Raw genomic sequence first — 26,707 nt, forward strand, 5'->3', positions numbered from 1 at the left:
TCGCACCGGGTTCAGGCCGCTAATTATGGTCAAGCTTCACAAACTTGCATAGGCGGCGCGCATCAGACTAACAGGCATTTCCCCCTTTCTTTAAGCGGTTCGAGCGGGCATCATATTGACCATCTGTTCTGAACTTATGTGACATGGGTCACATTGTAGAACCTGAATTAAGGAGCGTTTCATGGTTACTGTGATTTTTGGTCGTCCAGGCTGCCCCTACTGCGTGCGTGCGAAAGAGCTGGCCGACAAGCTCAGCGCCGAGCGCGACGACTTTAGCTACCAGTATGTGGATATCCAGGCGGAAGGCATCACCAAAGCGGATCTGGAAAAGAGCGCGGGCAAACCGGTAAGCACCGTGCCGCAGATTTTTGTGGATGAGCAGCATATCGGCGGCTATACCGACTTCGCCGCCTGGAGCAAAGAGAATCTGGGCGCGTAAGGCGTCAACGCACAGCTAACGGGCCGCTTCGGCCCGTTTTTTTATTCTGGCGTCAGCGCCAGACGATCCGCGCCAGACGCACCAGCAGCGCGCCGCTGCCCGCCCAGAAGAGCGCGCTCAGGCTCCAGGTGGAGAGCATCAGCCAGCTGGTGTGCGCCAGCAGCGCGTTGTTAAGCAGCAGCACGCCGAGCAGCGTGCCCCACAGCGCCATCAGCAGCGTGCTTTTTAGCGGGCTGTCCGCATGCAGCAGCGCCATCACCACGCCAGGCAGTAAAAACAGCAGCAGTTCAGGCTGGCCGCGCAGCGGCGTATTGCCGACCAGCCAGAAACGATGAGCATAAATAAACACCAGACTATAGAGCGCAACGCCGAGCATTGCCCCCGTCCAGCGCAGCGAACGCTGTGGCATATCACCCCACTTGTTGAAAATTATCACAATGACAATAACCTGCCGCGATCTGGTGGAAATAAAATGAAACAGGCCAGGGGCTGAATGACGTTTTCAGCGCATGGCTGAGGGTGATTTTTATGATTAGAATGTCTGCCGTTTCAGAGTGGCCTGTTTGGGTAAATAGCAGGCTCACCGCGCGGCCTGCACAAGATAGCGAAAAACAGGCCTGTCATCAACAGCTTACACGTAAACAAGAAGTTAAACAGTGAACATAAACGTCGCAAATTTGTTAAGCGGAAATGACGTTCTGTTATTATTTGTCGTTTTAGCGCTCGGGCTCTGTCTGGGTAAATTACGCCTGGGTTCGGTGCAGTTAGGAAATTCCATCGGCGTATTAGTGGTTTCTTTATTACTCGGGCAGCAGCACTTCGCGATTAATACCGCCGCGCTGAGCCTGGGCTTTATGCTGTTTATTTTTTGCGTCGGCGTAGAGGCGGGTCCCAACTTTTTTTCGATTTTCTTCCGCGACGGAAAAAACTATTTTCTGCTGGCGATGGTGATGGTGGTCAGCGCGCTGCTGCTGGCGCTCGGCTTCGGCAAACTGTTCGGCTGGGATATCGGCCTGACGGCGGGCATGCTGGCGGGGTCGATGACCTCGACGCCGGTGCTGGTGGGCGCTGGCGACACGCTGCGGCAAAGTATTAACGACCGCGCTCAGCTGGCGCTGATGCAGGATCATCTCTCTCTCGGCTATGCCCTCACCTATCTGGTGGGCCTGGTGAGCTTAATTTTTGGCGCGCGCTACCTGCCGCGCCTGCAGCATCAGGATTTGGCGACCTGCGCGCAGCAGATCGCGCGCGAGCGCGGGCTCGACGCCGACAGCCAGCGCAAGGTTTTTCTGCCGGTGATCCGCGCCTATCGCGTCGGCCCGGAGCTGGTGGCGTGGAGCGGCGGCAAGAATCTGCGCGAGCTGGGCATCTACCGCCAGACCGGCTGCTATATCGAGCGTATTCGCCGCAACGGCATTCTGGCCAGCCCGGACGGCGACGCGGTGTTGCAGCTGGGCGACGATATTTCGCTGGTGGGCTATCCCGACGCCCACGCGCGCCTCGACGCCAGCTTCCGCAACGGCAAAGAGGTTTTTGACCGCGATCTGCTCGATATGCGCATCGTCACAGAAGAGATTGTGGTGAAAAACCACAACGCGGTGAACAAGCGCCTTAGCAAACTGAACCTGACCGATCACGGCTGCTTCCTGAACCGGGTGATCCGCAGCCAGATTGAGATGCCGATCGACGACAGCATTATGCTGCACAAGGGCGATATCCTGCAGGTCAGCGGCGAGGCGAAGCGCGTGAAGAACGTGGCGGACCGCATTGGCTTTATCGCCATTCACAGTCAGGTAACCGATCTGCTGGCGTTCTGCGCCTTCTTTATTGTCGGGCTGATGATCGGGCTGATTACCTTCCAGTTCAGCAACTTTAGCTTCGGCATCGGCAACGCCGCCGGGCTGCTGTTCGCCGGCATTATGCTCGGCTTCCTGCGCGCCAACCATCCGACCTTCGGCTATATCCCGCAGGGGGCGCTGACCATGGTGAAGGAGTTTGGGCTGATGGTGTTTATGGCGGGCGTCGGCCTGAGCGCTGGCAGCGGCATCAATCACGGGCTCGGCAGCGAAGGCGCGCTAATGCTGCTGTGCGGCCTGCTGGTAAGTTTGCTGCCGGTGGTGATCTGCTATCTGTTCGGCGCCTACGTGCTGCGCATGAACCGCGCGCTGCTGTTTGGCGCCATTATGGGCGCCCGCACCTGCGCGCCGGCGATGGAGATTATCTGCGATACGGCGCGCAGCAATATTCCGGCGCTCGGCTACGCAGGCACCTACGCCATTGCCAACGTGCTGCTGACGCTGGCCGGCACGCTGATTGTGATTATCTGGCCAATTTTGCCCTTATAAAATTTTTTTGACTCAGTCCAGAACTTTTTTGTTAAGGCTGAGTCTGAATATGTGCCACTGCTTTTCTTTGAAATCCCCAAATTGTGGAGCCCGCCAGCTTTTTTGCTGACGGGTTTTTTTATGCCTGCGGTTTACTGCGTCGCAGCGGGCAAAGGCTGCGCGCAGCGTCACTGAACTTAAACCGTTCTGCAACCTGCGTGTCATTTAAGAACCGACGCTATATACCCCGGCGGGCCATGCCGCCAGGATAGGCTTTTTATTGCCATTTTGTGCGCAACGGTAGACGGGCGCAGGTTTATGACGAGGAGACTGACACCACGATGGAAGCGCTTAACCACTCACTGTTTTTACTGATCAACGCCACCCCGGATTCCCCCGCCTGGCTGCTGGCGCTGGCGACCTTTATCGCCAAAGATCTGATCGCTATCGTGCCGCTGCTGATTGTCGCGCTCTGGCTGTGGGGTCCGCGCGATCGCGTCCACTCGCAGCGCGTGCTGGTGCTGAAAACCGGCATGGCGCTGATTTACGCGCTGAGCATCTCATGGTGCGTCGGCCAGCTGTTTCCGCATCCGCGCCCGTTCGCCATCGGGCTGGGCTATCAGTTTCTGCATCATGCGCCTGACGACTCCTACCCGAGCGATCACGGCACCACCATTTTTACCTTTGCGCTGGCGTTTATTTTCTGGCATCGCCTCTGGTCGGGCGTGATCCTGATGGCGCTCGGCACGGCCATCGCCTGGTCGCGTGTTTACCTTGGCGTGCACTGGCCGATGGATATGCTGGGCGGGTTTCTGGTGGGGCTGCTCGGCTGTCTGGCGTCGCATCTCGCCTGGCAGGGCTACGGCGCGCGCATGCTGGCGACCTTTAGCGCGCTTTACCGCGCGCTGTTCGCCCTGCCGATACGCAAAGGCTGGATCCAGGATTAAGGCCTGTTTACAGACGCACCTCAGGGATGAGGTGCGTACCCGCGAGCCTTAACTAAACCACTTGCCGAACAGCGAGTGGAACTGCATCAGCACGAAATCGACGATGCGGCTGAAGAAGTTGCCTTCTGGCACCTCCTCCATCACCACCAGCGGACGCTGTTCGATGGTTTTGCCATCCAGCTGGAAGTCGATGGTGCCCACCACCTGATTTTTCTTTAACGGCGCTTCAAGCTGCGGCGTGGTCAGGTTATAGCTCGCCTTCAGGTTCTTCATCTGCCCTTTCGGCAGCGTCAGCGCGGCGTCTTTCTCGACACCCAGATTGACCTCTTTGCGATCGCCGAACCAGACGCGCTGCTGGGCGAACGGCTTATCCGCCTTAATCGGCGTCACGGTTTCGAAAAAGCGGAATCCCCAGGTCAGCAGCTTCTCGCTCTCGCGAAAACGCGCGGCGTCGGTGGCGGTGCCGAGCACCACGGAGATCAAGCGCATATCATTCTCGGTGGCGGAGGCCACGAGATTGTTGCCGGCACCCGAGGTGTGGCCGGTCTTGATGCCGTCGACCTGCAGATTGGTGCTCCACAGCAGCCGGTTGCGGTTCATCTGGCGAATATGGTTAAAGGTAAACTCTTTCTCTTTATTCAGCGCATACTCTTCCGGCACGTCGCGGATTAGCGCCTGGCCAATCAGCGCCATATCGCGCGCCGTGCTGTACTGCCCTTCTGCATCCAGCCCGTGCACCGTCATAAAGTGGGTGTTTTTCAGCCCGAACGCCTTCACGTAGTTGTTCATCAGGCCGATAAAGGCGTCCTGACTGCCGGCGACATAGTCGGCCAGCGCGATGCAGGCGTCGTTGCCGGACTGGATGACAATGCCTTTATTCAGCTCCGACACCGGAATGCGGTCGCCAGGCTTAAGGAACATCAGCGACGAGCCCTTGAGCTTAGGATTGCCGGTGGCCCACGCGTCCTGACCGATGGTCACCATATCGTCGCGCTTAATCTTGCCCGATTTCAGCGCCTGCCCGACCACATAGCTGGTCATCATTTTGGTCAGGCTGGCGGGATCGAGCCGATCGTCCGCGTTGCCTTCCGCCAGCACCTTACCGCTGGCGTAATCCATCAGAATCCAGGCTTTGGCCTCAACCTGAGGCGGCGCTGGGGCATCAACGGCAAGCGCGGCGGGCGCGACAAACAGCAGTAACGAGGCGGCGGCGTACCGCAGGCGGCGTGGAGAGCGAATAGTTGTCATATGCGAGGAAATTCCATGTTAAATCGCGGTTTTAAGGCAAAAAACGACAGAGTAAAACGCTACCCTCTGCAGCGCATGAAAAAAACCGCCCAACCGTAAAGTTTTATAGAGTTTAGTAGAGTAACCCTGGCACCAGCCGGACGCGCTGACCAGTGTCGCGCCGCGCGCGCGTGGAGAAAAGCCGGTTAAATTCCGATTTTTCGCAGAAGAGTTAAGACCGTCACAAAATTCTGCCAGGCTGATGGGAGTCAACTGAGGAGATGCACCATGGACTTAGCCGTATTTGACCTCGACGAAACCGTCATCTGCGCCGACAGTACTGGCCTGTGGCTGCGTTGGCTGGTGTCGCAGGGCTTCGCGCGGGAAACGCTGCTGGCGGAAGAGCAGGCGCTGATGGCGCAGTACTACGCCGGCACCCTGGCGATGGAAGAGTATATGGCGCTGACGCTCTCGCCGCTGGCCGGGCTGGCGGCGCCGACCGTGGCGGGCTGGGTGCGCCGCTGGATCCAGCGCGACATCCTGCCGCGCGTCTATCCAGAGGCGCGCGACCGCATTGGGTGGCATCAGCTGCGCGGCGACAAAGTGGTGATTTGCTCCGCCAGCGGCGAGCATCTGGTGGCGCCGATTGCCGAACGCCTGGGCGCGCACGGCGCGCTGGCGATTGGCGTCGAAGTGGTGGACGATCGCTACAGCGGCCAGACCTACGGCACCCTGACCTACAAAGAGGGCAAGGTGACGCGGCTGACCGACTGGCGCGCGCTGCAGCAGGAGAGTCAGTTTGATCGCACCTGGGCCTACAGCGACTCCATGAACGACCTGCCACTGCTGGCGCAGGCCGATCATGCGCTGGTGATCAACCCCGACGCGCGGCTGCATCAGGAAGCGCTCGCGCGCGGCTGGGAGGTCTGCCGCTGGGCGCGCTGATTAGCCGCGTGCGGCGCTGGCCTCTTGGGCCAGCCCGACCTTCAGCAGCTTGCCGTTGTCCTCATCGGTGAGCACATAGAGATAGCCGTCCGGCCCCTGACGCACGTCGCGGATGCGCTCGTGGCGATCGCCCAGCAGGCGCTGCGTCTCGACCACCTTATCGCCGTTGACGCTGAGGCGGATCAGGCTTTTCTCTTTCAGCGCGCCGATAAACAGCGACTGTTTCCACTGCGGAAAACGGGCGCTGTTGTAAAACGCCATGCCGCTAACCGCTGGCGAGACTTTCCAGTAAAACGCCGGCTGCTCCGTTCCCGCCACGTGCGTGCCCTTTGACTCCGGCACTTTACTGCCGCTGTAGTCAATGCCCCAGGTCGCCAGCGGCCAGCCGTAATTTTTGCCCTTTTGCGGAATATTCACCTCATCGCCGCCGCGCGGGCCATGCTCGCTCTCCCACATCTGCTGCGTCCAGGGATTGAAGGCCAGCCCCTGCGGATTGCGCAGGCCGTAGGCCCAGATCTCAGGACGCGCGCCGCTGCGGCTGACGAATGGATTATCTTTCGGCACGCTGCCGTCCTGATTCAGCCGCAGGATTTTGCCGGTGAGCTTGTCGAGATCCTGCGCGCTGCTGCTGTGGAAGTTGTCGCCGAAGACGATATAGAGATAGCCGTCGCCATCGAAGGCGAGGCGCGTGCCGAGGTTGTTGCCCGCCGACAGCTGCGGCGTCTGGCGCACCACCGTTTTAAAGCCGGTCAGGCGGCGATTATCCGCGCTGAGCTGACCGTAGCCCACCACTGCGCCCAGCTCGCCGCGGCTGTTGGCCTCGGTATAGCTCAGCCAGACGCGGCGGCTCTGCGCAAAATCCGGCGCCAGCACCACGTCGAGCAGCCCCGCCTGGCGACGCACCGCCGGTTTCGGCACGCCTTCGATCGGCTGCGACAGGCCACTCTGCGGCTGCCAGCTGCGCAGCTGGCCGCTGCGCTCGGTGATCAGCAGCGTCTGATTGTCCGGCAGAAACGCCACCGACCAGGGATGATCGAGTTTGTCCTGTAAAACCTGAACCTGCACCTCCGCCGCCAGCGCGGGAAGCGTCGTGAGCGCGCCGCCGAGTAGCAGCGCAGCAGTGAGTCGGGCCATAGAGTGCTCCAGTCGCCAGGGGATGAGCTTAAGGGTAGCCAGCGCGACGGGATAATGTTCAGGCTTTACAAAAGATTAAGGATGGCGTCCCTGCCAGTGCCCGCTGACTCAGGGCGCGCTAAAGTGCATAGCGTCGCTGACGGTCTCGTCAATGGCGCCTTTCACGTCGCCGTAGGTGATGGGCGCACTGCTGTTGTTCAGCGGCTTGCCAAACGCCTTGCGCACCACCTTGATCAGCGGTTTGCCGGTCTGGGCGTCACGCGCCTCGATTTCGAGGAACAGCGCGCTGTTCTGCGTGCGGTGCCCGGTCGCCGCCATAGTGCTGGCGATCACCGCCGCGACCGGCACCACCTCATAGAACTGCACGCCCTCGTTTTCCGCCGTGACGCCGGTGATGGCGCTGCGCACGATCAGCGTGCGCGGGCCAGGCTGCGTCACCAGCTTTTTACGCTCGCCAATCGCCGCTTTCAGCCGCGTGTCGGTGTAGCTGCGGATCTGATCCAGCGTCTGCTGGCTGACGCGCGCGTTAGGCTTTGCCGCCGGATAGTACACCACCGGCGTATAGACCACCGAGCTGTAGTCGCTGCTGCGATAGTCGGGCGAGATCCAGCGCAGCGTCGGTCGGTCGCTGGCGGAGGAAGCGGGTTTAAGCTGACTGTAATCCTGAATAAAACCGGAATAGTGCTGTTTATCGGCAACGTGAGAGGTACATCCCGCCAGCAGCGCGGCGCCTGCTAACAGGGTCAACAAGGAAATTTTGCGCATAGTGAGTTCTCAAGTGGAAACAGGACGTTAATAGCTTAGATAATCTAATGAGAACGCGCCGGAAGAAAAGGAAAGAAAACGCCCGCTGTGGACACAGCGGGCGAGAGGATTACTCGAAGCAGGTTTCCGGGTTATCGGAGAGAGAGATAAAGCTTTTGCCGCCTTCGGTCAGGGCGATGATTTTGCCTGACTCAATGTCGTAGACCCAGCCGTGCAGGCGCACTTTGCCTTTACGCAGCGCCAGCGCCACGGACGGATGCGTCTTGATATTGTTCAGCTGCGCGATAACGTTCTCTTTCACCATCTCGTTCAGCTTGGCTTCCGGCGTTTCGAACTCGCGCTCTTCCACCACGGTTTTCGCCGCGTCGGCGTAGCGCAGCCAGTGCTCAACCGCCGGCATGGTGTCCATGCACTGGCAGGAGGCGATAGCGTTCATCGCGCCGCAGTTGGAGTGGCCGCAGATGATGATTTCGCTGACGCCCAGCACCATCAGCGCATATTCGATGGTGGCGGAGACGCCGCCCGGCTCAGGACCAAACGGCGGCACGATATTGCCCGCGTTGCGGATCACGAACAGCTGGCCCGGCTCCTGCTGCGTCACCAGCTCCGGCACCAGGCGGCTGTCGGAACAGGAGATAAACAGCGCTTTAGGATTTTGGTTCGACGCCAGGCTTTTGAAAAGATCCTTCCTTTCAGGAAACACATTCTGTTGAAAACTCAGAAATCCGTTAACGATCTCTTTCATCATTGCGCTCTCACATTATCCACATAGTCGACTGCGGCGTCTGGTGTCCGCAGCTGCCTTGTTATCTGCTTATTATTGAATTCACAGTAAATTTGAATGTCGGATTTAAGCACCAGGCCGCGCTAAACTCAACCCTGTTGTGCGCGCCGGCTGGTTCCATCTGAAAGCGCTTTTTTGATTTTTTACTGAGATAACGCGAGGTTAGCCGGTAAACGCCCGGCCAAGGCGTTTGCACTTATTTACGTAATGGACCGAAGAAAAGGCGGTTTTCCCGCACAGGGAAGCGCCCTTTATCTGGTTGAAAAACCCCACGTTTTATCGGTCAATCGCGCCGCGTTTAGCCATACAACTTCTGGTGCGCCTGTTTGCGTGCCAGATAATCCTCATCTTCACGCAGGCGATCCCAGTAGGCTTTGAACACGGCCGCCGCAGCGGCCTTCTCCTCGTCGACGCCGCGCGGCAGCTCATTGCCGTCGGCGTCATATTTGCGTCCGCCCTTGTGGTTGCTGTAGCGACGCGCGCGGGTGTAGCCCATCTGAATGAATTTACGCGCCATATCCATACCAACGAAATCATCCTGCGCGCGATAGGCCTCGAACAGCTCCATGATCTTCGCCGCCGAGGCCTGCGCTATCGGCACGGTGCGAAAACGCCAGTGCGGCAGGATTTCGCTTTTATAGGGCTCCACCATCAGCACGCCCTGCTCGCCGCGGCCCACCTGATAGCGCTCCGGCTGCTTGCGGAAGTCGATGGTTTTAAAGTCTTGCTCGTAGTCGAATTTTTTCATGACCTGAGTTTAGGATCGAGTGCGTCGCGAAGCCCGTCGCCAAGCAAATTAAATGCTAAAACCGTGAGGAAAATCGCCAGGCTGGGGAAAATCGCCACGTGTGGCGCCAGCACCATATCGGCGCGCGCCTCGTTCAGCATCGCGCCCCACTCCGGCGTGGGCGGCTGCGCGCCCAGCCCGAGAAACGACAGGCTGGCGGCGGTAATGATTGAGGTGCCGATGCGCATAGTGAAGTAGACCACAATGGACGACACCGTGCCGGGCAGGATATGCCGCAGCAGGATGGTGGCGTCCGAGGCGCCGATGCTGCGCGCCGACTCGATATAGGTCTGATGCTTCAGCACCAGCGTGTTGCCGCGCACCAGGCGAGCAAACGCCGGAATGCTAAAGATTGCCACGGCGATGATCACATTGCTCATGCCGCTGCCCATAATCGCCACCACGGCGATCGCCAGCAGAATGCCGGGAAAGGCAAACAGCACGTCGCAGACGCGCATGGTAATGCGATCCCAGGCGCCTTCGTAGTAGCCCGCCAGCAGGCCGAACAGCGTGCCGATCGCCGCGCCGATGGCCACGGAAAAGAAGCCGGCGATCAGCGAGATGCGCGTGCCCACCAGCACGCGGCTAAAGATATCGCGCCCCAGCGAGTCGACACCAAACCAGTGCAGCGCCGAGGGGCCTTCGTTGAGCCGGTCGTAGTCGAAGTAGTTTTCCGCGTCGAACGGGGCGATCAGCGGCGCGATAAAGGCCACCACGATCAGCAGCAGCACGAACAGCCCGGCCGTCACTGCCACCGGCTGACGGCGAAAACGTCGCCAGAACTCGCTCCAGGGCGTGCGAACCCGATTTTCAGTGGTCAGCGGCAGGCTTTTCAGCGCCGCTTCACGTCGCCAGTTTTTCATTGCGACTCCTTACCTGTAGCGAATAGCGGGATTGATTGCCGCATAGAGCAGGTCGACAATCAGGTTAATCAGGATGAACTCCAGCGAAAAGAGCAGCACTTCGGCCTGGATCACCGGGTAGTCGCGCATCTCGACCGAATCCACCAGCAGACGACCCAGCCCCGGCCAGTTAAACACCACCTCGACGACGATGGAGCCGCCAAGCAGAAAGCCGAATTGCAGGCCCATCATGGTGACCACCGGGATCATGGCGTTGCGCAGGCCGTGTTTCACCACCACCAGCGATTCGCGCACCCCTTTGGCGCGCGCGGTGCGCATATAATCCTCCTGCATCACCTCAACGAAGGAGGCGCGGGTAAAGCGCGCCATCACCGCCGCCACCGCGGCGCCCAGCGTAATCGACGGCAGAATATAGTGTCGCCAGCTGTCGGCGCCGACTGTCGGCAGCCAGCCGAGTTCCACCGAGAACACCTGCATCAGCAGCATGCCGAGGGCGAAAGCGGGAAAGGAGATGCCTGATACCGCCAGCGTCATGCCAAGACGGTCCGGCCAGCGGTTGCGCCAGACGGCAGAGAGGATGCCGATCGCCATGCCGAACACCACCGCCCAGATCATACTGGCCAGCGTCAGCCACAGCGTGGGCATAAAGCGCGCGGCGATCTCGTCGGCAACCGGCCGCTTCGACACCAGCGACTGACCGAAATCGCCCTGCAGCGCGTTGAGCATAAAGTGCCAGAACTGCTGCGGCAGCGGCTGATCCAGGCCCAGCTCCTGGCGCACCAGCGCGACCACCGTCGCGTCCGCGTCCTGACCGGCAATCAGGCGCGCCGGATCGCCCGGCAGCAGGTGAACGAACATGAACACCAGCACCGCCACAATCAGCAGCGTGGGGATCAGCCCCAGCAGCCGTTTTATAAAATAGTTAAGCATGCGAAATCCTGCGCAGCGGCGGCCAGCCCAGACGGGCTGGCCTGTTGGGTTACTTCAGATCGGCCTCGTCGAAATTGAAGCCGGTGTCCGGCTGGACGTAGAAGCCGCTCAGCGAGGTGGTGTTGGCGGAAACCAGCTGCTCCACCACCAGCGGGATCCACGGATGATCGTTCCAGATTTTATCCTGCGCGTCTTTGTAGAGGCTCGCTTTACGCTCGCGGTCCGTGGTTTTCAGCGCGTCGGCCAGGTCTTTATCAACCTGCGGGTTGCTGTAGAACGCGGTGTTGAAGATGGCGGGCGGCCAGGAGGTGGTGGCGAACAGCGGCGTCAGCGCCCAGTCCGCTTCGCCGGTCGAGGCGGACCAGCCGGTGTAGAACATGCGCACGCCGCTCTCTTTCTGTGCTTTGCTCTCCACCTCGGCGGCGCGCTGACCAGCGTCCATCGCCGTCACCTTCACCTTCACGCCCACCTGCGCCAGCTGCTGCTGGGTAAACTGCAGCACTTTTTGCGCGGTGCTGTGGTTGTGCGACGACCAGAGCGTGGTTTCAAAGCCGTTGGGATAACCTGCTTCCTTCAGCAGCTCGCGCGCTTTGGCCGGATTGTAGGGGATCGCCGGATATGTTTGCGCAAAGTCGATGGCGGGCGGCACGACGCCGGTCGCCGGCGTGGCGTAGCCGGCAAAGGCGACTTTGGTCAGCGCCTCGCGGTTGATGGCGTACTCCAGCGCCTCACGCACCTTCGGATTGTCGAACGGCTTCTGGGTGACGTTCAGGCTGATATAGCGCTGCATAATCGACGGCGAGGTCACCACCTTCAGCTTCGCGTTCTTCTCCAGCAGTTTTGCCTGCTCGAAGGGGATCGGGAAGGCGAAGTTCGCCTCGCCGGTCTGCAGCATTGCGGCGCGGGTGTTGTTGTCGACCACCGGACGCCAGGTGATGGAATCGAGCTTCGGATAGCCCTTTTTCCAGTAGCCGTCCCACTTCTTCACCTTCACAAAGTCGGTCTGGTTCCAGGTCACCAGCTCATAGGGACCGGTGCCGACCGGATGGAAGCCGATCTCCTTGCCATATTTTTTCAGCGCGGTCGGGGAGATCATCACCGCGGCCGGGTGCGCCAGGTTGTTGATAAAGGCTGAAAAAGGCTGCTTCAGGGTGATCTTCACCGTGGTGGGATCGACCGCCTCGGTGGTGGCGATATATTTGAACAGGTTGTAGCGCTTCAGGTGATTGTCCGGATTGCTGGCGCGCTCCAGGTTGACCTTGACCGCTTCGGCGTTGAAATCCGTGCCGTCCTGAAATTTAATCCCCGGGCGCAGCTTGATGGTGTAGGTCAGCCCGTCCGGGCTCGCCTGATAGCTTTCCGCCAGCACGTTTGTCAGCTTCATCTCTTTATCGAAGCCGAACAGCCCCTGATAGAAGGATTTCGCCACCGACTGCGACAGCGTGTCGTTGGCGTCGTAAGGATCGAGCGTGGTGAAGTTTGAGCCGACGGCGATCACCGCATCTTTCGCCGCCCAGGCGGGCAGCGCCGTGATGGCGCTGAGCACGCCTGCCGCCAGTAGCCCTTTACGCATTGTGTTGTGCATCTGGTTCTCCTGTAGTCCCTGCTTAGTGTGAGTGTGATATCAGGTGCTGCTGATGGCATGGCGCGCGACGAAGTGGCCTGGCGCCACCTCAATCAGCGGCGCGACCTCCGGTTCGTCGCCCAGCGCGCGCACCGCGCTGGGGATTTCATCCACCAGCAGCGCGCGCTCGCGGCGGCGATGCGTCGGATCCGCCACCGGCACGGCGGCCATCAGCTTGCGGGTGTAGGGGTGCTGCGGCTGTTCGAACACCGCCTGGCGCGGCCCCATTTCAACGATCTGTCCCAGGTACATCACCGCCACGCGATGGCTGATGCGCTCCACCACGGCCATATCATGCGAAATAAACAAAAAGGCGATGCCGAACTCGCGCTGCAGGTCGAGCATCAGATTGACGATCTGCGCCTGAATCGAGACGTCGAGCGCCGACACCGACTCGTCGGCGATCACCACTTTCGGGTTGAGCGCCAGCGCGCGGGCGATGCAGATACGCTGGCGCTGACCACCGGAAAATTCGTGGGGATAGCGCTGCGCGTGCTCCGGCAGCAGCCCGACCTTTTCCAGCAGCCAGGCGACGCGCTGCTCCGCCTCGCGGCGCGGCATCACCTTGTGCACCAGCAGCGGCTCCATAATCGAGAAGCCCACCGTCAGGCGCGGATCGAGCGAGGCGTAAGGATCCTGAAAAATAAACTGAATGTCGCGCCGCAGATGCGCCAGCGCCGAACCGGCGAGCTGGTCGATGCGCTGGCCGTTAAAGGTAATGGTGCCGCCCTGGCTCGCCACCAGCCGTAGCAGCGAGCGGCCGGTGGTGGATTTGCCGCAGCCCGATTCGCCCACCAGCGCCAGCGTCTCGCCGGCGTAGAGGTCGAAGCTCACCTTCTCCACCGCGTGCACGCGGCGTTTAACGCGGTTAAGCAGGCCGCCGCGGATATCGAAGCGCGTCACCAGATCGCGCACCTGTAAAATGGGTGCTCTGTCGCGCTGCACCGTGTCCTGCGGCGTTTCCGGCTCGGCCTGCGCGTCGGCGCCCAGCAGCGGGAAAGGCGCGGGCAGCGGCTGGCCGCTCATGGCACCGAGCTTCGGCACTGCGGCCAGCAGCGCGCGGGTATAGGGCTGCTGCGGCGCGTCAAACAGCTGCTGCACCGGCGCGCTTTCCACCACGTCGCCGCGATACATCACCTGGACGCGGTCTGCCATTTCCGCCACCACGCCCATATCGTGGGTGATAAAAATCACCCCCATCTGCATCTCTTTTTGCAGCACGCGGATCAGCTGTAATATTTGCGCCTGAATAGTGACGTCGAGCGCCGTGGTCGGCTCGTCAGCGATCAGCAGCGCGGGCCGGCACGACAGCGCCATGGCGATCATCACGCGCTGGCGCATGCCGCCGGAGAGCTGATGGGGATAGCGCGACAGCACGCCCTGCGCTTCAGGGATGCGCACCAGATCGAGCATGCGGCGCGCTTCCGCCAGCGCCTGCTGGTGGCTTTTTCCCTGATGCAGGCGGATCGATTCGGCGATCTGCTCGCCCACGGTGAAAACCGGGTTAAGCGAGGTCATCGGCTCCTGGAAGATCATCGCCATATCGGCGCCGCGCACGCGCCGCATCACCCCTGGCGCGGCGCGCGAGACGTCCAGCAGCTCGCCGCTGCGGCGACGCAGCAGGATATCGCCGCTGACCTCGCCGCCCGCCTGCTCAATCAGCCGCATCAGCGCCAGCGAGGTGACCGATTTGCCAGAGCCGGATTCGCCGACAATCGCCAGGGTTTCGCCGCGCTGCACCTCCAGCGAGAGGTTGCGCACCGCCTGCGTCACGCGCCCTTCATGGCTGAAGCGCACGTTGAGATTGCGTACTGCCAGCACCTGCTCCGGCGCCATTTGCTGCGTCATGCCTGCTCCTTAGCTTTCGCGGTAGATGCCGACCTCAACCTCTTCGCCCACGCGCGCCACACCGCGATACATGCCTTCGCTGTTGAACGGCAGCGCAACGTTGCCGAAGCGGTCGACGGCGATTAGGCCGCCGCTGCCGCCCAGCTCGGGAATGGCGTCGTGGATGACGTTGACGCACGCCTGCTGCAGCGAGTGACCGCCGTAGCGCATCTGCGCGGCGATATCGTAGGCCGCCAGGGTGCGAATAAAAACTTCGCCGGTGCCGGTACAGGAGACCGCCACCGTGTCGTTGCTGGCGTAGCAGCCGGCACCCGGCAGCGGCGAATCGCCGACGCGGCCCGCCTGCTTGTTGGTCATGCCGCCGGTGGACGTCGCGGCGGCGAGGTTGCCCTCGGCGTCGAGCGCCACCGCGCCGACAGTGCCGAATTTATGGTCGGGATCGAGCGGATCGTCCGGCTGCGCCGCGCCGTCGTGATCCAGCAGCGTCTCGTCGCTGGCCAGCGCGCGCTGCAGCTGCGCCCAGCGCTCTGGCGTCGAAAAGAAATCGGGCTCAACCTCTTCCAGCCCGTTGTCCCGCGCGAACTGTTCGGCGCCCGCGCCGATAAAAAGCACGTGCGGGCTCACCTCCAGCACTTTGCGCGCCGCCAGCACCGGATTGCGCAGGCGCGAGACGCCCGCCACCGCGCCCGCCTCCAGCGTGCGGCCATCCATTACGCAGGCGTCAAGTTCATGCGTGCCCTGATGGGTAAAGACCGCGCCCCTGCCGGCGTTGAACAGCGGGCACTCCTCCAGCAGCCGCACCGCCTCGGTTACCGCGTCCAGCGCGCTGGCGCCCTGCGCCAGCATCGCCTGGCCGGCGGCGAGGATATCGCTCAGCGCCTGACGATACGCCTGCTCTTTTTCTGCGCTCATTGCCGAGCGCGTAATGGCGCCCGCCCCACCGTGAATGGCGATGACTGCTTTGACCATAACGCTTGCCCTGTCCTTTTACTGGAGTGAAAACACTGATTTAAAATGGTTTTCAGCCAATTTTAGTGATTTTTGACTATAGAAAGCCTGTTAAGGCTTGTAAAGCGGAATGTCGCCCGAGCGCCATAACCTTTTATTGTGGCTTATGCCGCGGCGCAGATGTGACTCCGCTGGCGATTAGCACCATAATAAGCAGCTACTCTCTTCACGCAGGTTGTTATTACCATGGAAAGCTTTACCGCAGGGCTCATCTCTCTGGAAGAAGCGCAGGCGAAAATGCTGGCGCAGCTTCAGCCTCTCCGCGATCGCCTTAGCGTGCCGCTGGCCGACGCCGCGGGCCGCATTACCGCATTGCCGGTCACCTCGCCCCTTGACGTGCCGCCGTTCGACAACTCCGCGATGGACGGCTATGCCGTGCGGCTGGCCGATCTTCACCCCGATCGCCCGCTCAGCGTCGCCGGCAAAGCCTTCGCTGGTGTCCCCTTCAGCGGCGACTGGCCGCCGGGCAGCGTGGTGCGCATTATGACCGGCGCGCCGGTGCCGGCCGGCTGCGAAGCGGTGGTGATGCAGGAAGAGACGCGCGAAGTCGACGGGGGCATTGTGATTAACGCGCCGGTGCAGGCGGGACAGAATATCCGCCTGATCGGCGAGGATATCCGCTGCGGCCAGCCGGTGCTAGCGGCGGGCGTGCGCCTCGGCGCGGCGGAGCTGCCGCTGCTTGCTTCGCTCGGCATCGCCGAGGTCAGCGTGCTGCGCAAGCTGCGCGTAGCGGTGTTCTCCACCGGCGATGAGCTGCAGCCGGTGGGCCAGCCGCTGGCGCCGGGCCAGATTTACGACACCAACCGCTTTGCCGTCTCGCTGATGCTGCACAAGCTCGGCTGTGAGGTGCTCGATTTAGGCATTATCAAAGATGATCCGCAGGCGCTGCGCTGCGCCTTTGAAGAGGCGGATCGTCAGGCCGATGTGGTGATCAGCACCGGCGGCGTGTCGGTGGGCGAAGCGGATTTCACCAAAACCATGCTGGATGAGCTGGGCGCGATCACCTTCTGGAAGCTGGCTATTAAGCCGGGCAAGCCGTTCGCCTTTGGCCGTCTTGCCAGCAGCTGGTTCTGCGGGCTGCCGGGCAACCCGGTGTCGGCCGCCGTCACCTTCTATCAGCTGGTGCAGCCGCTGCTCGCCGCCCTGACCGGCCAGCACGCCTCGCCGCTGCCGCCGCGCCTGCGCGCGCGCGCCGCCTCGCGCCTGAAGAAATCCCCTGGCCGCCTCGACTTCCAGCGCGGCATCATGCGCCGCGGCGCGGACGGCGAGCTGGAGGTGAGCAGCACCGGGCATCAGGGTTCGCACGTCTTTAGCTCGTTCGCTGCCGCCAACTGCTTTATCGTGCTGGAGCGCGATCGCGGCGCGGTCGAGCCGGGCGAATGGGTGGAGATTGAGCCGTTTAACGCGCTGCTGGAGGGGTAAATGCTGCCGGAACTCAGTGATGAAGAGATGCTGCGCTACAACCGCCAGATCGTACTGCGCGGCTTTGACTTCGACGGTCAGGAAAAGCTGAAGGCGAGCCGCGCGCTGATTGTCGGCCTCGGCGGACTGGGCTGCGCGGCGTCGCCCTACCTGGCGGCGGCGGGCGTCGGCGTGCTGACGCTGCTCGACTTTGATACCGTCGCCCTGTCGAATTTGCAGCGACAGATCCTGCATCACGACGCTGATATTGGCCGCGCCAAGGTCGACTCGGCGGCGGAGAGCCTGGCGGCAATAAACCCCCATGTGCAGATCGAAACGGTTAACGGCCTGCTGGACGATGCCGGACTTGAGGCGCTGATCGCCGGGCAGCAGGTGGTGCTCGACTGCACCGACAACGTGCAGATACGCGAGCAGCTTAACCGGCTCTGTCGCGCGCGTGGCGTGCCGCTGGTTTCCGGCGCGGCGATCCGTATGGAGGGCCAGATTAGCGTATTTAGCTGGCAGCCGGGCACGCCCTGCTATCGCTGCATCAGCCGCCTGTTTGGCGAGCAGACGCTAAGCTGCGTGGAGGCGGGGGTGATGGCGCCGCTGGTCGGGGTGATCGGCGCGATGCAGGCAATGGAGGCGATTAAAGTGCTGACGGCCTTCGGCACGCCCGCCACGTCGCGGCTGCTGATGTATGATGCGATGAGCGCGGAGTTCCGCAGCGTGAAGGTGGCGCAGGATGCGCACTGCGAAGTCTGTGGTCATCAATGACCAGGGGTAGCGTGCGCTACCCCCGTTTTATCGTCTGCTAGTTCATGCGTTAACGCGGGTGGCGTAGACCGACCGCAAAGACGCTTTACGCATCCCTGCTCGCTCGGCCCGCGCGGATACGCACCTCATCCCTGAGGTGCGCCCGTAAACGGGCCAACGCGTTGCGTTGTTCAAAAACGCTCCCGGCGTTTTTGTCCATGTCGCGGGACGCTTTGCTCTTCGGTCTACGCCACCCGCGTATTAGCGTTCTTCATCGTCTGTCAGAAGGATCTGCCGCCCTTAGTAAATACCCTGGCTGCGCAGATAGTCTTCGTAGTTGCCGGTGAAGTCCACCACGCGGTCCTCTTTGATCTCCAGCACGCGCGTCGCCAGCGAGCTGACGAACTCACGGTCATGGGAAACGAAGATCAGCGTGCCTTCGTACATCTCCAGCGCCATGTTCAGCGACTCGATCGACTCCATATCCAGGTGGTTGGTCGGTTCATCCATGATGAGAATGTTCGGTTTCTGCATCATCAGCTTACCGAACAGCATGCGTCCTTTTTCACCGCCCGACAGCACCTTCGCCGGTTTCTTGATGTCATCATGGCTAAACAGCAGACGCCCCAGAATGCTGCGCACCGCCTGCTCGTCGTCACCCTCTTGCTTCCACTGGCTCATCCAGTCGAAGACGCTGAGGTCGTCGGCGAAGTCGGCGGCGTGATCCTGCGCGTAATAACCGATGCGCGCATTTTCTGACCATTTAACGCTGCCGCTGTCGGGAGCCATTTCCCCTACCAGGGTTTTCAACAGGGTGGTTTTACCAATACCGTTGGCGCCAATGACCGCCAGCTTCTCGCCCACTTCCAGCAGCAGGTTAAGATTGTTAAACAGCGGGCCATTATCGAAACCTTTACGTAATGCTTCCACCTGCAGCGCATTACGGAACAGTTTCTTCTCTTGCTCAAAACGAATAAAGGGGTTTTGACGGCTCGAGGCTTTCACTTCGTCCAGCTTGATTTTATCAATTTGTTTTGCGCGCGAGGTCGCCTGACGCGATTTAGAGGCGTTGGCGCTAAAGCGGCTGACAAAAGACTGCAGTTCGGCAATCTGCGCTTTTTTCTTGGCGTTGTCCGCTAATAAGCGTTCGCGCGACTGGGTGGCCGCCGTCATATACTCGTCATAATTGCCGGGATAAACGCGTAATTCGCCGTAATCCAGATCTGCCATGTGTGTGCAGACCATATTCAAAAAGTGGCGGTCGTGCGAAATGATGATCATGGTGCTTTCACGCTCGTTCAGCACCTGCTCAAGCCAGCGGATAGTGTCAATATCCAGGTTGTTGGTCGGTTCGTCCAGCAACAAAATATCGGGATTAGAAAATAACGCCTGCGCCAGCAGCACGCGTAATTTCCAGCCCGGCGCAATTTCGCTCATCGGGCCATAATGCTGCTCAACCGGAATACCGACGCCCAGCAGTAACTCGCCCGCGCGCGACTCAGCGGTGTAACCATCCATTTCACCGTAGAGCACTTCGAGGTCCGCCACTTTATAGCCTTCCTCTTCGCTCATCTCCGGCAGCGCATATATGCGATCGCGCTCCTGCTTTACTTCCCACAATTCATGGTGACCCATGATGACGGTGTCCAGCACGCTATATTGTTCAAACGCAAACTGGTCCTGTCTTAACTTGCCGATGCGCTCATTGGGATCGTAAGAGACATTTCCGCCGGTGGGCGTCAGGTCGCCGCCGAGGATTTTCATAAAGGTGGATTTACCGCTGCCGTTTGCACCGATTAAACCGTAACGATTACCCCCGCCAAATTTTACGGAGATATTTTCGAACAGTGGCTTGCTGCCAAACTGCATGGTGATATTGCTGCTTACTAACACGGCATTAACCTTTATGGCTGAGTGGAGGAAAAAACGGCGGCCATTATGCCAGACATCGCCTTACGCATGCCAGCGCCAGGCGTGCGGGCGGAGGCAAACCGCTGGCGGCGGGGGAAAAATAAAAAAGCCGATGGCTGTGACGTCACCGGCTACCGCTTGCAAGGATGAGGTAAATTTAGCCGATCAGGAAATCGTCGAGGCTTTTGCCGGCGTCCAGCGCCTTTTTAATTGCCGCTGGAGTACGGCCCTGGCCGGTCCAGGATTTTTCTTCGCCGTTTTCGTCGGTGTAGGAATACTTGGCCGGACGCGGCGCGCGCTTGGCGCGTTTTTTACCGGTTTCCAGCGCGCCCAGTAATTCATTCGGATCAATTCCATCGGCCAGCAGCATTTCGCGATATTTAGAGAGCTTTTCTTCTTTTTCGCGGTTCTGCGCTTCTTCAGCTTCCACTTCTTCGCGGCGTTCTGTGACGACGACGGTTAATTTCTCCAGAATTTCTTCCAGATCGCTCAACGGCAGTTCGCGCGCCTGAGCACGCAATGTGCGAATGTTGTTCAGAACTTTAAATGCGTCACTCATTTTACAATGTCCTTGACTAAGGGGTTTAATAAAACTGTAGCGACAAGATTACCCAATTCAAATAAAAAAATAAATTAATTTTCGTCTACGGAAAATTCTGAAGCATAAGCGTTAATTTTCTCAGCAAAAAACCTGACGATCCTGGCTGCATTATTAACGATGAATTAACAGCAACCGCCGCGATAAAAACGCGCAGCTGAAATCGTTTTCATTGCCTGCCGCCCAGGTTAATAGCGTGGCATGCGGGAAAAAAGTGGATATAAAACGCCTTCACACTTTATGTTTTGCAAATAGTGCCTGATGGACGCTGCATGGTCTGGTTTGCGAAGAATCGCAGGCGCATGGCCTGAAAAAGGTGATGCAGCGCGAAAAATGGATAAAAAAAAGCCGGCGGTTAAGCCGGCTCAGGAACGAATTGATAACCTTTTATTATGAAGTTTTATTTAACGGCCGTCCAAGTGCTTCGTGAGCAGGCGCCGCATCGCGCGAGAGCGTTTCATGCAGATAATGTTCAATCTGCTCCAGACTGCGGTTACGCGTTTCCGGTACGCATTTTATTACAAATATCGCGCCCGCAATGCCGACCAGCGCAAAGATAAAGAACGCGCCCGCCAGCCCGACGCTCGCCAGCAGCACCGGGAACATCAGCGAAATAAGAAAGTTGGCGATCCACATGGCAAACACCGCGCCGCCCATAAAAATGCCGCGCAGGCGCGTCGGGAATATTTCCGACAGCAGCAGCCAGGTGACCGGCGATAATGCCCCCTGCTGAAAGCTCAAAAACATCAGCATGCCAAGCAGCACCATATAGCTGCGCAGCATATCGGGTTCACCGTTAATAGTTTCAGGCATAAAAAAGGTGACGGCGCCAATAAAGACCAGACAGGCGGTGCAGCCAAACTGGCCCAGCATCGTCATGGTGCGGCGGCCGATTTTGCCCAGCAGCCAGATGCCGACAAAGGTCATCAGCACCGAGATGGCGCCGTTGGCGATGGTGGCGAACAGCGCGGCGCTGTCGTCCATGCCGACCGCCTTCAGCATAGTCGGCGCGTAATACATAATGGTATTGACGCCGGTCAGCTGCTGGATGACCGCAATGCCCATGCCGATAAAGAACAGCTTAAACAGCCAGGGCTTGCGCAGCTCGCGCAGGCGCGGCCGCTGCTGCTCCTCTTCCGCCAGCGTCTCTTCGATCTCCGTCAGCTCCCACTCCACATCCTGTCGGGCGCGGGTGCGCTCCAGCACCTTACGCGCCTCGGCCAGACGTCCTTTCATCGCATACCAGCGCGGCGTATCGGGCATAAACATCATGCCGAAAAAGAGCAGCACCGCCGGCAGCGTCGCCACGGCCAGCATCCAGCGCCAGGTGGTTTCGCCGCCCCACGCGGCGTTAAAACCGGCGTTGGAGATATAGGCCAGCATCTGGCCGGAGACGATCATCAGCTCCTGCAGCGTCACCAGCTGACCGCGCCGGTTGGCGGGCGCGATCTCCGCGATATAGACCGGCACGGTCGCCGCTGCGCCGCCGACCGCGACGCCGAGCACCAGACGGAAGAAAATCATCCACTCTACATCCGGCGCCATCGAGGTGCCCAGCGCGCCGATGGCAAAGATGATGGCGAGTACCAGAATAATTTTTTTACGTCCGGCCGCCGCCGCGAAATGACCGGAGATAAGCGCGCCAAACGCGGCGCCAAACAGCAGACTGCTGGTGACCAGTCCTGTCGTAAAAGGCGTCAGATTGAGTTCGGGGCCCATAAACAGCAGCGCACCTGAAATCACGCCGGTGTCGTAACCAAACAGCAGGCCGCCCAGGGTGGCGACCACGGCGATGACTTTGACGAAGGGCTCGGTGCGGGTGGTGCTGTTCGGCCCTGAGGCTTTATTCAGCGTAAGGTAGGGTTCTCTGGACATGTCTTCTCCCGATGGTGTGCAGGTGTCCAGTGAAAATAGATTATTTCTATCGTGTAAACAAAATATGAAATATTAGTTTTGCGCGGTGAGTCATATGTTCCGCCTCATTTTGTATGACAGATCACAAATATTCCCTGCAACGCTTTACGTACAGAGATTATCTTCTTTCTCTTATCCGAAAGAAAATGAAAAAAGGAATGTTTATTTCATAGAAAGAAGCGGAAAAAGAGCAGCGTCGAGCAAGCGGGCTGCGGCGCCTGCCGCAGCCGCTATTGCGGCAGACTCAGTTGGCCTGCGTCGCCGGGCCGAAGACGTCGAACTGCGGCAGCGTGACGTTCTGGTAGTTCTCCCAGCCGCCGCCCAGCGCTTTGTAGAGCGCCACCAGATCGAGCGCGCTCTGCATGCGCGCCTGGGTCGCCTGCTCCTGCGCCTGTGCCAGCTGACGCTGGGCGTCCAGCACGTCGATAAAGGTTGAGATGCCCTGGCGGTAGCTGTCGCTGGCCAGATCGAAGGCGCGCTGCAGCGAACCGGTGGTTTCATCCAGCGCCGTGACGCGCGCCTGATCGGCGCGATAGCTTACCAGCGCGTTTTCAACATCCTGCAGCGCCGTCAGCACTGTCTGACGATAGTCGAGCGCCGCGCTGGCCTGCTGCGCGCGCGCCAGCTTCACGCTCGACACCAGCCGGCCGCCCTGAAAAACAGGGATCGACAGCGAGGGGCCGACGGAATAGAAGTGGCTGCTCCAGTTATCAAGGTAGCTGACGTCGGTATTGCGCACGCCAAGCTGTCCGGTGAGCGACAGGCTGGGGAAAAGCTGCGCCACTGAGACGCCGATATTCGCCGTCTGGGCATGCAGCGTCGCTTCTGCCTGGCGGATGTCGGGACGCCGCCGCGCCAGCGTGGCGGGAATGCCGACCGGCACCATCTGCGGCAACGCCGGCATCGGCTTCGTCGCATACAGCTCGTTATCCAGCGCGCCCGGCGTTTTGCCCAGCAGCACCGCCAGACCGTTCATTGCCTGCCGCGCCTGCGACTGATACTGCGGCAGCTGCGCCTGCAGCGAACTGAGCTGCGCGCGCGCGTTTTCCACATCGGTCAGCGGCGCGAGGCCGTTGCGCTGCTGGCTCTGGGTCAGCTCCCAGCTTTGCTGCGCCACGGCAATCTGCTGCTCCAGTGTGGCGACCGTGGCCTGCGCGCCGCGCAGCTGCAGGTAGGCGCGCGCCACTTCCGCTTCCAGCGACACCAGCGCGTCATTGCGCTGCTCTACGGCCGCCTGGGTTTGTGCGTCTGCCAGCTCGACCTGACGGCGCACTTTGCCCCACAGATCCAGCTCCCAGCTGGCGTCAAAGCTGCCCTGATAAAGCGTGACCGGCTGCTCCAGGCTGCTGAGCTGGCTGGCGGTGTCGCTGTCGAGCTGGTCGGTGACGCCATTCGCCTTGAGCAGCCCCTCCAGACCCAGCTGCTGGCGCGTGACTTTGGCGCTGCCGTTCAGGCTGGGAAACAGGCCGCCGCGCGCCTGCGCCAGCTCCTGACGCGCGCCCGCGATGCGCAACACCGCCTGCTGCAGCGTCAGATTGCCTTCAATAGCGCGATCGATCAGGCTGTTGAGCTGCGGATCGTTAAAGGTTTGCCACCAGCGCGCATTGACAGCGCCCGACGCGGTTTTCGACGCCTGCTGCGCGTCCAGCTGATGATAGCCGCCGGGCAGCTGCGGTTTTGGCGCCTGATAATCGGGCCCGACGGCGCAGCCCGCCAGCCAGAGCGCCAGCGTCAGCAGGCTGAGCGGCCTCAGCGAACGAGTAGAGATAACCTTCATGTCAGTGTGCTCCTGCGCTGCCTTCGCTCTTAATCGGCGACAGCAGCCAACAAAATGGGATCAAGATCAGGGCGACGATGCTCAGGCCCGAAAAAACGTCGATATATGCCAGGATGCGCGACTGCGCCACCATCTCCTGATAGAGCTGGCCGGTCGCCAGCGTCGCGGGATCGCCCACCGCCGAAGTGAAGTCACGGATCGCCTGCGCCCAGTGCTGCACGGTGATATTGAACGGCTCGTTGAGCGGCGACATGTTGTGCACCATATGCGCCGAGCGCACCTGCTCGCGCTCGGTGATCGCCGCTGTCGACAGCGAAATGCCGATAGAGCCCGCCACGTTGCGGAACATGGTAAACAGCGCCGACGCGTCGGCGTTAAGGCGCTGCGGGATGGTGACGAACGCGATGGTGGTCAGCGGCACGAACAGGAAGCCCAGCCCGATAGACTGCGCGCTGCGCATCAGCACCAACGTTTTAAAATCCACATCCGGCGTCAGGGTCGAGGAGTAGAAAAACGCCAGCGCCAGACAGCTGAAGCCGAAGGCGATGATGTAGCGCGTCTGTATGCGCGGCATCAGGTTGATCACCAGCGGAATGGTGAGCACAATCAGGATCGCGCCCGGCGACAGCACCAGCCCCGACCAGGTGGCGGTATAGCCGAGATCCTGCTGCGCCAGCTGCGGCAGAACCACCGAGCTGCCGTACAGGATCATCGCCATGCCCGCCATCAGCAGGCCAGACACCCAAAAGTTGCGGTCTTTCATCACCAGAATATCCACCACCGGCTTGCGTGCATACATCAGCCAGTAAATCGCCCCGACGATGCCGACCAGCGCCAGGGTGGCGAACAGCACGATAAAGTGCGAGGCGAACCAGTCTTCATCTTCGCCACGGTCGAGGAACACCTGCAGGCAGCCGAGGCCGAGGGTGATCAGGCCAATGCCGATGTAGTCGATCTTCAGCCGCCCTTTCGCCCACTTGCGCTCCCACGGCGGATCTTCAAGCAGCTGGTAGATCGCCAGCACCGTCAGAATGCCCACCGGAATATTGATAAAGAAGACCCAGCGCCAGCTGTAGTTATCGGTGATCCAGCCGCCGAGCGTCGGGCCGATAACGGGCGCGACGATGATGGCGATCGAGGAGAGGCCGAACGCTTTGCCGCGATCCTCTGGCTTAAAGTAGTCAAGCAGCACCGACTGCTGCACCGGCTGCAGGCCGCCGCCGAAAAAGCCCTGCAGCACGCGGAACAGGATGATTTGCCACAGCTCGGTGGCGATGCCGCACAGGAACGAGCAGATGGTAAACATCACGATGCAGATCAGGAAGAACTGCTTGCGGCCGAAGAGGCGGCTAAAGAAGGCGGAGATCGGCAGCACGATGCCGTTCGCCACCAGATAAGAGGTCAGCACCCAGGTGGATTCGTCGTAGCTGGATGAGAGCGAGCCGGCAATATGGGGCAGCGCCACGTTAACGATGGTGGTGTCCAGGATCTCCATAAACACCGCCAGCGTGACGGTCACCGCCACCAGCCAGGGATTGCTGGAGGGTTGCCAGCTCTGCGACTGGCTCATTCCACGGTCACCTTCGGTTCCACCGACAGGCCGAGCGGCAGCGGATGGTTGGGATCCAGACCTTTATCGATGACGATCTTCACCGGCACGCGCTGCACGATCTTCACGTAGTTGCCAGTGGCGTTCTCCGACGGGAAGGTTGAGAAGCGTGAGCCGGAGCCCATCTGGATGCTGTCGACATGCCCTTCGAGCTGCATATCGGGCCAGGCGTCGACGCTGATCGCCACTTTATCCCCTGGGTTCATACGCGCCAGCTGCGACTCTTTAAAGTTGGCGGTGATCCAGATATCGGGCGACACCAGCGAAAACAGCGAGCTGCCCGCCTGCACCAGGGTGCCGAGCTGGACGTTGCGTTTGGTGACGAAGCCGTCATAAGGCGCGCGCACCTGGGTATAAGAGAGGTTCAGTTCGGCGGTGTTGAGCTGCGCCTGCGCCTGCGCCACCTGCTGCTGCCGTGCCTCGACGTTGGTTTCCTGCTGGCGGATCTGCAGTGCCACCTGCGAGGCGACTTCCACCTGCGCTTTGGCGCTCTGCAATTGCGCCTGAGCCGAGCGCAGCTGCGCGGCGGCGGTATCGATATTGCGCTGGCTGGTGGCACGCGGGTCGACGCCGCGCTGACGACGATAGTCCGCTTCCGCGTTCAGCAGGTTAGCCTGGGCTTTCGCCTGGTCGGCCAGCGCCTGATCGCGCTGCGCCGGGTACTGCACCTTCGACAGCGCCAGCTGCGCCTGTGCCTGATGCAGCTGCGCCTGCGCCAGCCCGAGCTGCGCTTTCGCCTGATCGCGCTGGGCCAGGGTATCACTTGGATCGATTTCTACCAGCAGATCGCCCTTTTTCACCCGCTGGTTATCGTTGACCAGCAGCTTTACCACGTAGCCAGAGGCTTTCGGGGCAATAGTGACCGCGTCACCTTCGGTAAAGGCGTCGTCGGTGGTCTCCTGATTACGGGTGGTGAACCAGAACCAGAAACCGACAATCAGCATGATTACCACCACAATCGCGAGGATAATCAGCGGTTTTTTGCCGGGCCTTTTGCGTTCTGGCTCATCGTTATTGTTTTGTTCAGACTGGTCATTAGCAGGCTGCTGCGCGTTCTCTGCATCATCCTGATGGGATCCGCGTTTCTCATTCTCGCTCATAGTCAGTTCCGCATGG

At 60.4% G+C, this 26,707-nt stretch carries 23 protein-coding genes; 6 read left to right on the plus strand and 17 right to left on the minus strand.

What is annotated here, in order from left to right; translation table 11 throughout:
• Positions 1–181 precede the first annotated feature (181 nt).
• Positions 182–439 carry a GrxA family glutaredoxin gene (locus MC269_RS12295; RefSeq protein WP_081135959.1) on the plus strand — a complete coding sequence of 86 codons (258 nt, stop codon included), beginning with the start codon at positions 182–184 and terminating at the stop codon, positions 437–439.
• A 52-nt stretch (positions 440–491) separates the two neighbouring features.
• Here the strand turns inward: MC269_RS12295 and ybjM are convergent, their stop codons facing one another.
• The gene (ybjM, locus tag MC269_RS12300; protein WP_239952578.1) at positions 492–848 is read right to left on the minus strand and encodes an inner membrane protein YbjM; all 357 of its coding nucleotides are present in this window, start codon (positions 846–848) and stop codon (positions 492–494) included.
• Positions 849–1,095: 247 nt separating this feature from the next.
• On the opposite strand from ybjM, the gene MC269_RS12305 reads away from it, so the two are divergent.
• Both MC269_RS12305 and ybjG read left to right on the plus strand, forming a co-directional pair.
• Complete coding sequence (locus MC269_RS12305) at positions 1,096–2,784, plus strand: aspartate:alanine antiporter (RefSeq protein WP_239952579.1); 1,689 nt, start codon at positions 1,096–1,098, stop codon at positions 2,782–2,784.
• 320 nt (positions 2,785–3,104) lie between these two features.
• Positions 3,105–3,710, plus strand: a complete 606-nt coding sequence (ybjG, locus tag MC269_RS12310) for an undecaprenyl-diphosphate phosphatase (protein WP_239952580.1) — start codon at positions 3,105–3,107, stop codon at positions 3,708–3,710.
• Between the two features lie 48 nt (positions 3,711–3,758).
• Here the strand turns inward: ybjG and MC269_RS12315 are convergent, their stop codons facing one another.
• Positions 3,759–4,958, minus strand: coding sequence for a serine hydrolase (locus tag MC269_RS12315; protein WP_239952581.1), 1,200 nt, complete (start codon positions 4,956–4,958; stop codon positions 3,759–3,761).
• A 267-nt stretch (positions 4,959–5,225) separates the two neighbouring features.
• On the opposite strand from MC269_RS12315, the gene MC269_RS12320 reads away from it, so the two are divergent.
• On the plus strand, positions 5,226–5,882 hold the full coding sequence (locus MC269_RS12320) for an HAD family phosphatase (protein WP_081135969.1): 657 nt from the start codon (positions 5,226–5,228) through the stop codon (positions 5,880–5,882).
• On the opposite strand, the gene MC269_RS12325 is transcribed toward MC269_RS12320, so the two are convergent.
• The 9 genes from MC269_RS12325 to MC269_RS12365 all read right to left on the minus strand — a co-directional run bounded on the left by MC269_RS12325 (position 5,883) and on the right by MC269_RS12365 (position 15,586).
• Positions 5,883–7,016, minus strand: a complete 1,134-nt coding sequence (locus tag MC269_RS12325; RefSeq protein ID WP_239952582.1) for a PQQ-dependent sugar dehydrogenase — start codon at positions 7,014–7,016, stop codon at positions 5,883–5,885.
• A 108-nt stretch (positions 7,017–7,124) separates the two neighbouring features.
• Positions 7,125–7,781, minus strand: coding sequence for a DUF3313 domain-containing protein (locus MC269_RS12330; protein ID WP_239952583.1), 657 nt, complete (start codon positions 7,779–7,781; stop codon positions 7,125–7,127).
• Between the two features lie 109 nt (positions 7,782–7,890).
• The gene (locus MC269_RS12335) at positions 7,891–8,526 is read right to left on the minus strand and encodes a carbonic anhydrase (protein WP_081136363.1); all 636 of its coding nucleotides are present in this window, start codon (positions 8,524–8,526) and stop codon (positions 7,891–7,893) included.
• Positions 8,527–8,863: 337 nt separating this feature from the next.
• Positions 8,864–9,313, minus strand: coding sequence for a DUF4385 domain-containing protein (locus tag MC269_RS12340; protein WP_081135975.1), 450 nt, complete (start codon positions 9,311–9,313; stop codon positions 8,864–8,866).
• Positions 9,310–10,215 (minus strand): glutathione ABC transporter permease GsiD, encoded by a 906-nt coding sequence (gene gsiD / locus MC269_RS12345; RefSeq protein WP_081135977.1) that lies wholly within the window; start codon positions 10,213–10,215, stop codon positions 9,310–9,312. The genes MC269_RS12340 and gsiD overlap by 4 nt, the downstream gene beginning before the upstream one ends.
• A gap of 9 nt (positions 10,216–10,224) precedes the next feature.
• On the minus strand, positions 10,225–11,145 hold the full coding sequence (gene gsiC / locus MC269_RS12350; protein ID WP_081135979.1) for a glutathione ABC transporter permease GsiC: 921 nt from the start codon (positions 11,143–11,145) through the stop codon (positions 10,225–10,227).
• A gap of 49 nt (positions 11,146–11,194) precedes the next feature.
• Entirely contained in the window at positions 11,195–12,730 is a 1,536-nt protein-coding gene (gsiB, locus tag MC269_RS12355) for a glutathione ABC transporter substrate-binding protein GsiB (RefSeq protein WP_239952584.1), read from the minus strand.
• A 39-nt stretch (positions 12,731–12,769) separates the two neighbouring features.
• The gene (gsiA, locus tag MC269_RS12360) at positions 12,770–14,617 is read right to left on the minus strand and encodes a glutathione ABC transporter ATP-binding protein GsiA (protein ID WP_239952585.1); all 1,848 of its coding nucleotides are present in this window, start codon (positions 14,615–14,617) and stop codon (positions 12,770–12,772) included.
• A 9-nt stretch (positions 14,618–14,626) separates the two neighbouring features.
• Positions 14,627–15,586, minus strand: a complete 960-nt coding sequence (locus MC269_RS12365; protein WP_239952586.1) for an isoaspartyl peptidase/L-asparaginase family protein — start codon at positions 15,584–15,586, stop codon at positions 14,627–14,629.
• A 225-nt stretch (positions 15,587–15,811) separates the two neighbouring features.
• Between MC269_RS12365 and moeA the strand changes: the two genes are divergently transcribed.
• Together moeA and moeB are read left to right on the plus strand one after the other, a co-directional pair.
• On the plus strand, positions 15,812–17,047 hold the full coding sequence (gene moeA, locus MC269_RS12370; protein WP_305802674.1) for a molybdopterin molybdotransferase MoeA: 1,236 nt from the start codon (positions 15,812–15,814) through the stop codon (positions 17,045–17,047).
• A complete protein-coding gene (gene moeB, locus MC269_RS12375; RefSeq protein ID WP_239952587.1) occupies positions 17,048–17,803 on the plus strand; it encodes a molybdopterin-synthase adenylyltransferase MoeB in 756 nt (251 codons plus the stop codon).
• A gap of 279 nt (positions 17,804–18,082) precedes the next feature.
• Here the strand turns inward: moeB and MC269_RS12380 are convergent, their stop codons facing one another.
• From MC269_RS12380 to MC269_RS12405, 6 genes are all read right to left on the minus strand, one after another.
• On the minus strand, positions 18,083–19,675 hold the full coding sequence (locus MC269_RS12380) for an ABC-F family ATPase (protein WP_081135991.1): 1,593 nt from the start codon (positions 19,673–19,675) through the stop codon (positions 18,083–18,085).
• Positions 19,676–19,850: 175 nt separating this feature from the next.
• Positions 19,851–20,252 carry an H-NS family nucleoid-associated regulatory protein gene (locus MC269_RS12385; RefSeq protein ID WP_081135993.1) on the minus strand — a complete coding sequence of 134 codons (402 nt, stop codon included), beginning with the start codon at positions 20,250–20,252 and terminating at the stop codon, positions 19,851–19,853.
• Positions 20,253–20,681: 429 nt separating this feature from the next.
• Entirely contained in the window at positions 20,682–22,166 is a 1,485-nt protein-coding gene (locus MC269_RS12390) for a sugar porter family MFS transporter (RefSeq protein ID WP_081135995.1), read from the minus strand.
• Positions 22,167–22,449: 283 nt separating this feature from the next.
• Positions 22,450–23,982, minus strand: coding sequence for an efflux transporter outer membrane subunit (locus MC269_RS12395; protein WP_239952588.1), 1,533 nt, complete (start codon positions 23,980–23,982; stop codon positions 22,450–22,452).
• Position 23,983: 1 nt separating this feature from the next.
• Positions 23,984–25,552 carry a DHA2 family efflux MFS transporter permease subunit gene (locus MC269_RS12400; RefSeq protein ID WP_081135997.1) on the minus strand — a complete coding sequence of 523 codons (1,569 nt, stop codon included), beginning with the start codon at positions 25,550–25,552 and terminating at the stop codon, positions 23,984–23,986.
• Positions 25,549–26,691 carry an HlyD family secretion protein gene (locus MC269_RS12405; RefSeq protein WP_239952589.1) on the minus strand — a complete coding sequence of 381 codons (1,143 nt, stop codon included), beginning with the start codon at positions 26,689–26,691 and terminating at the stop codon, positions 25,549–25,551. The genes MC269_RS12400 and MC269_RS12405 overlap by 4 nt, the downstream gene beginning before the upstream one ends.
• Positions 26,692–26,707: the final 16 nt, after the last annotated feature.

The organism is Pantoea sp. Z09 (assembly GCF_022394795.1).
Lineage (GTDB): Bacteria > Pseudomonadota > Gammaproteobacteria > Enterobacterales > Enterobacteriaceae > Pantoea > Pantoea latae.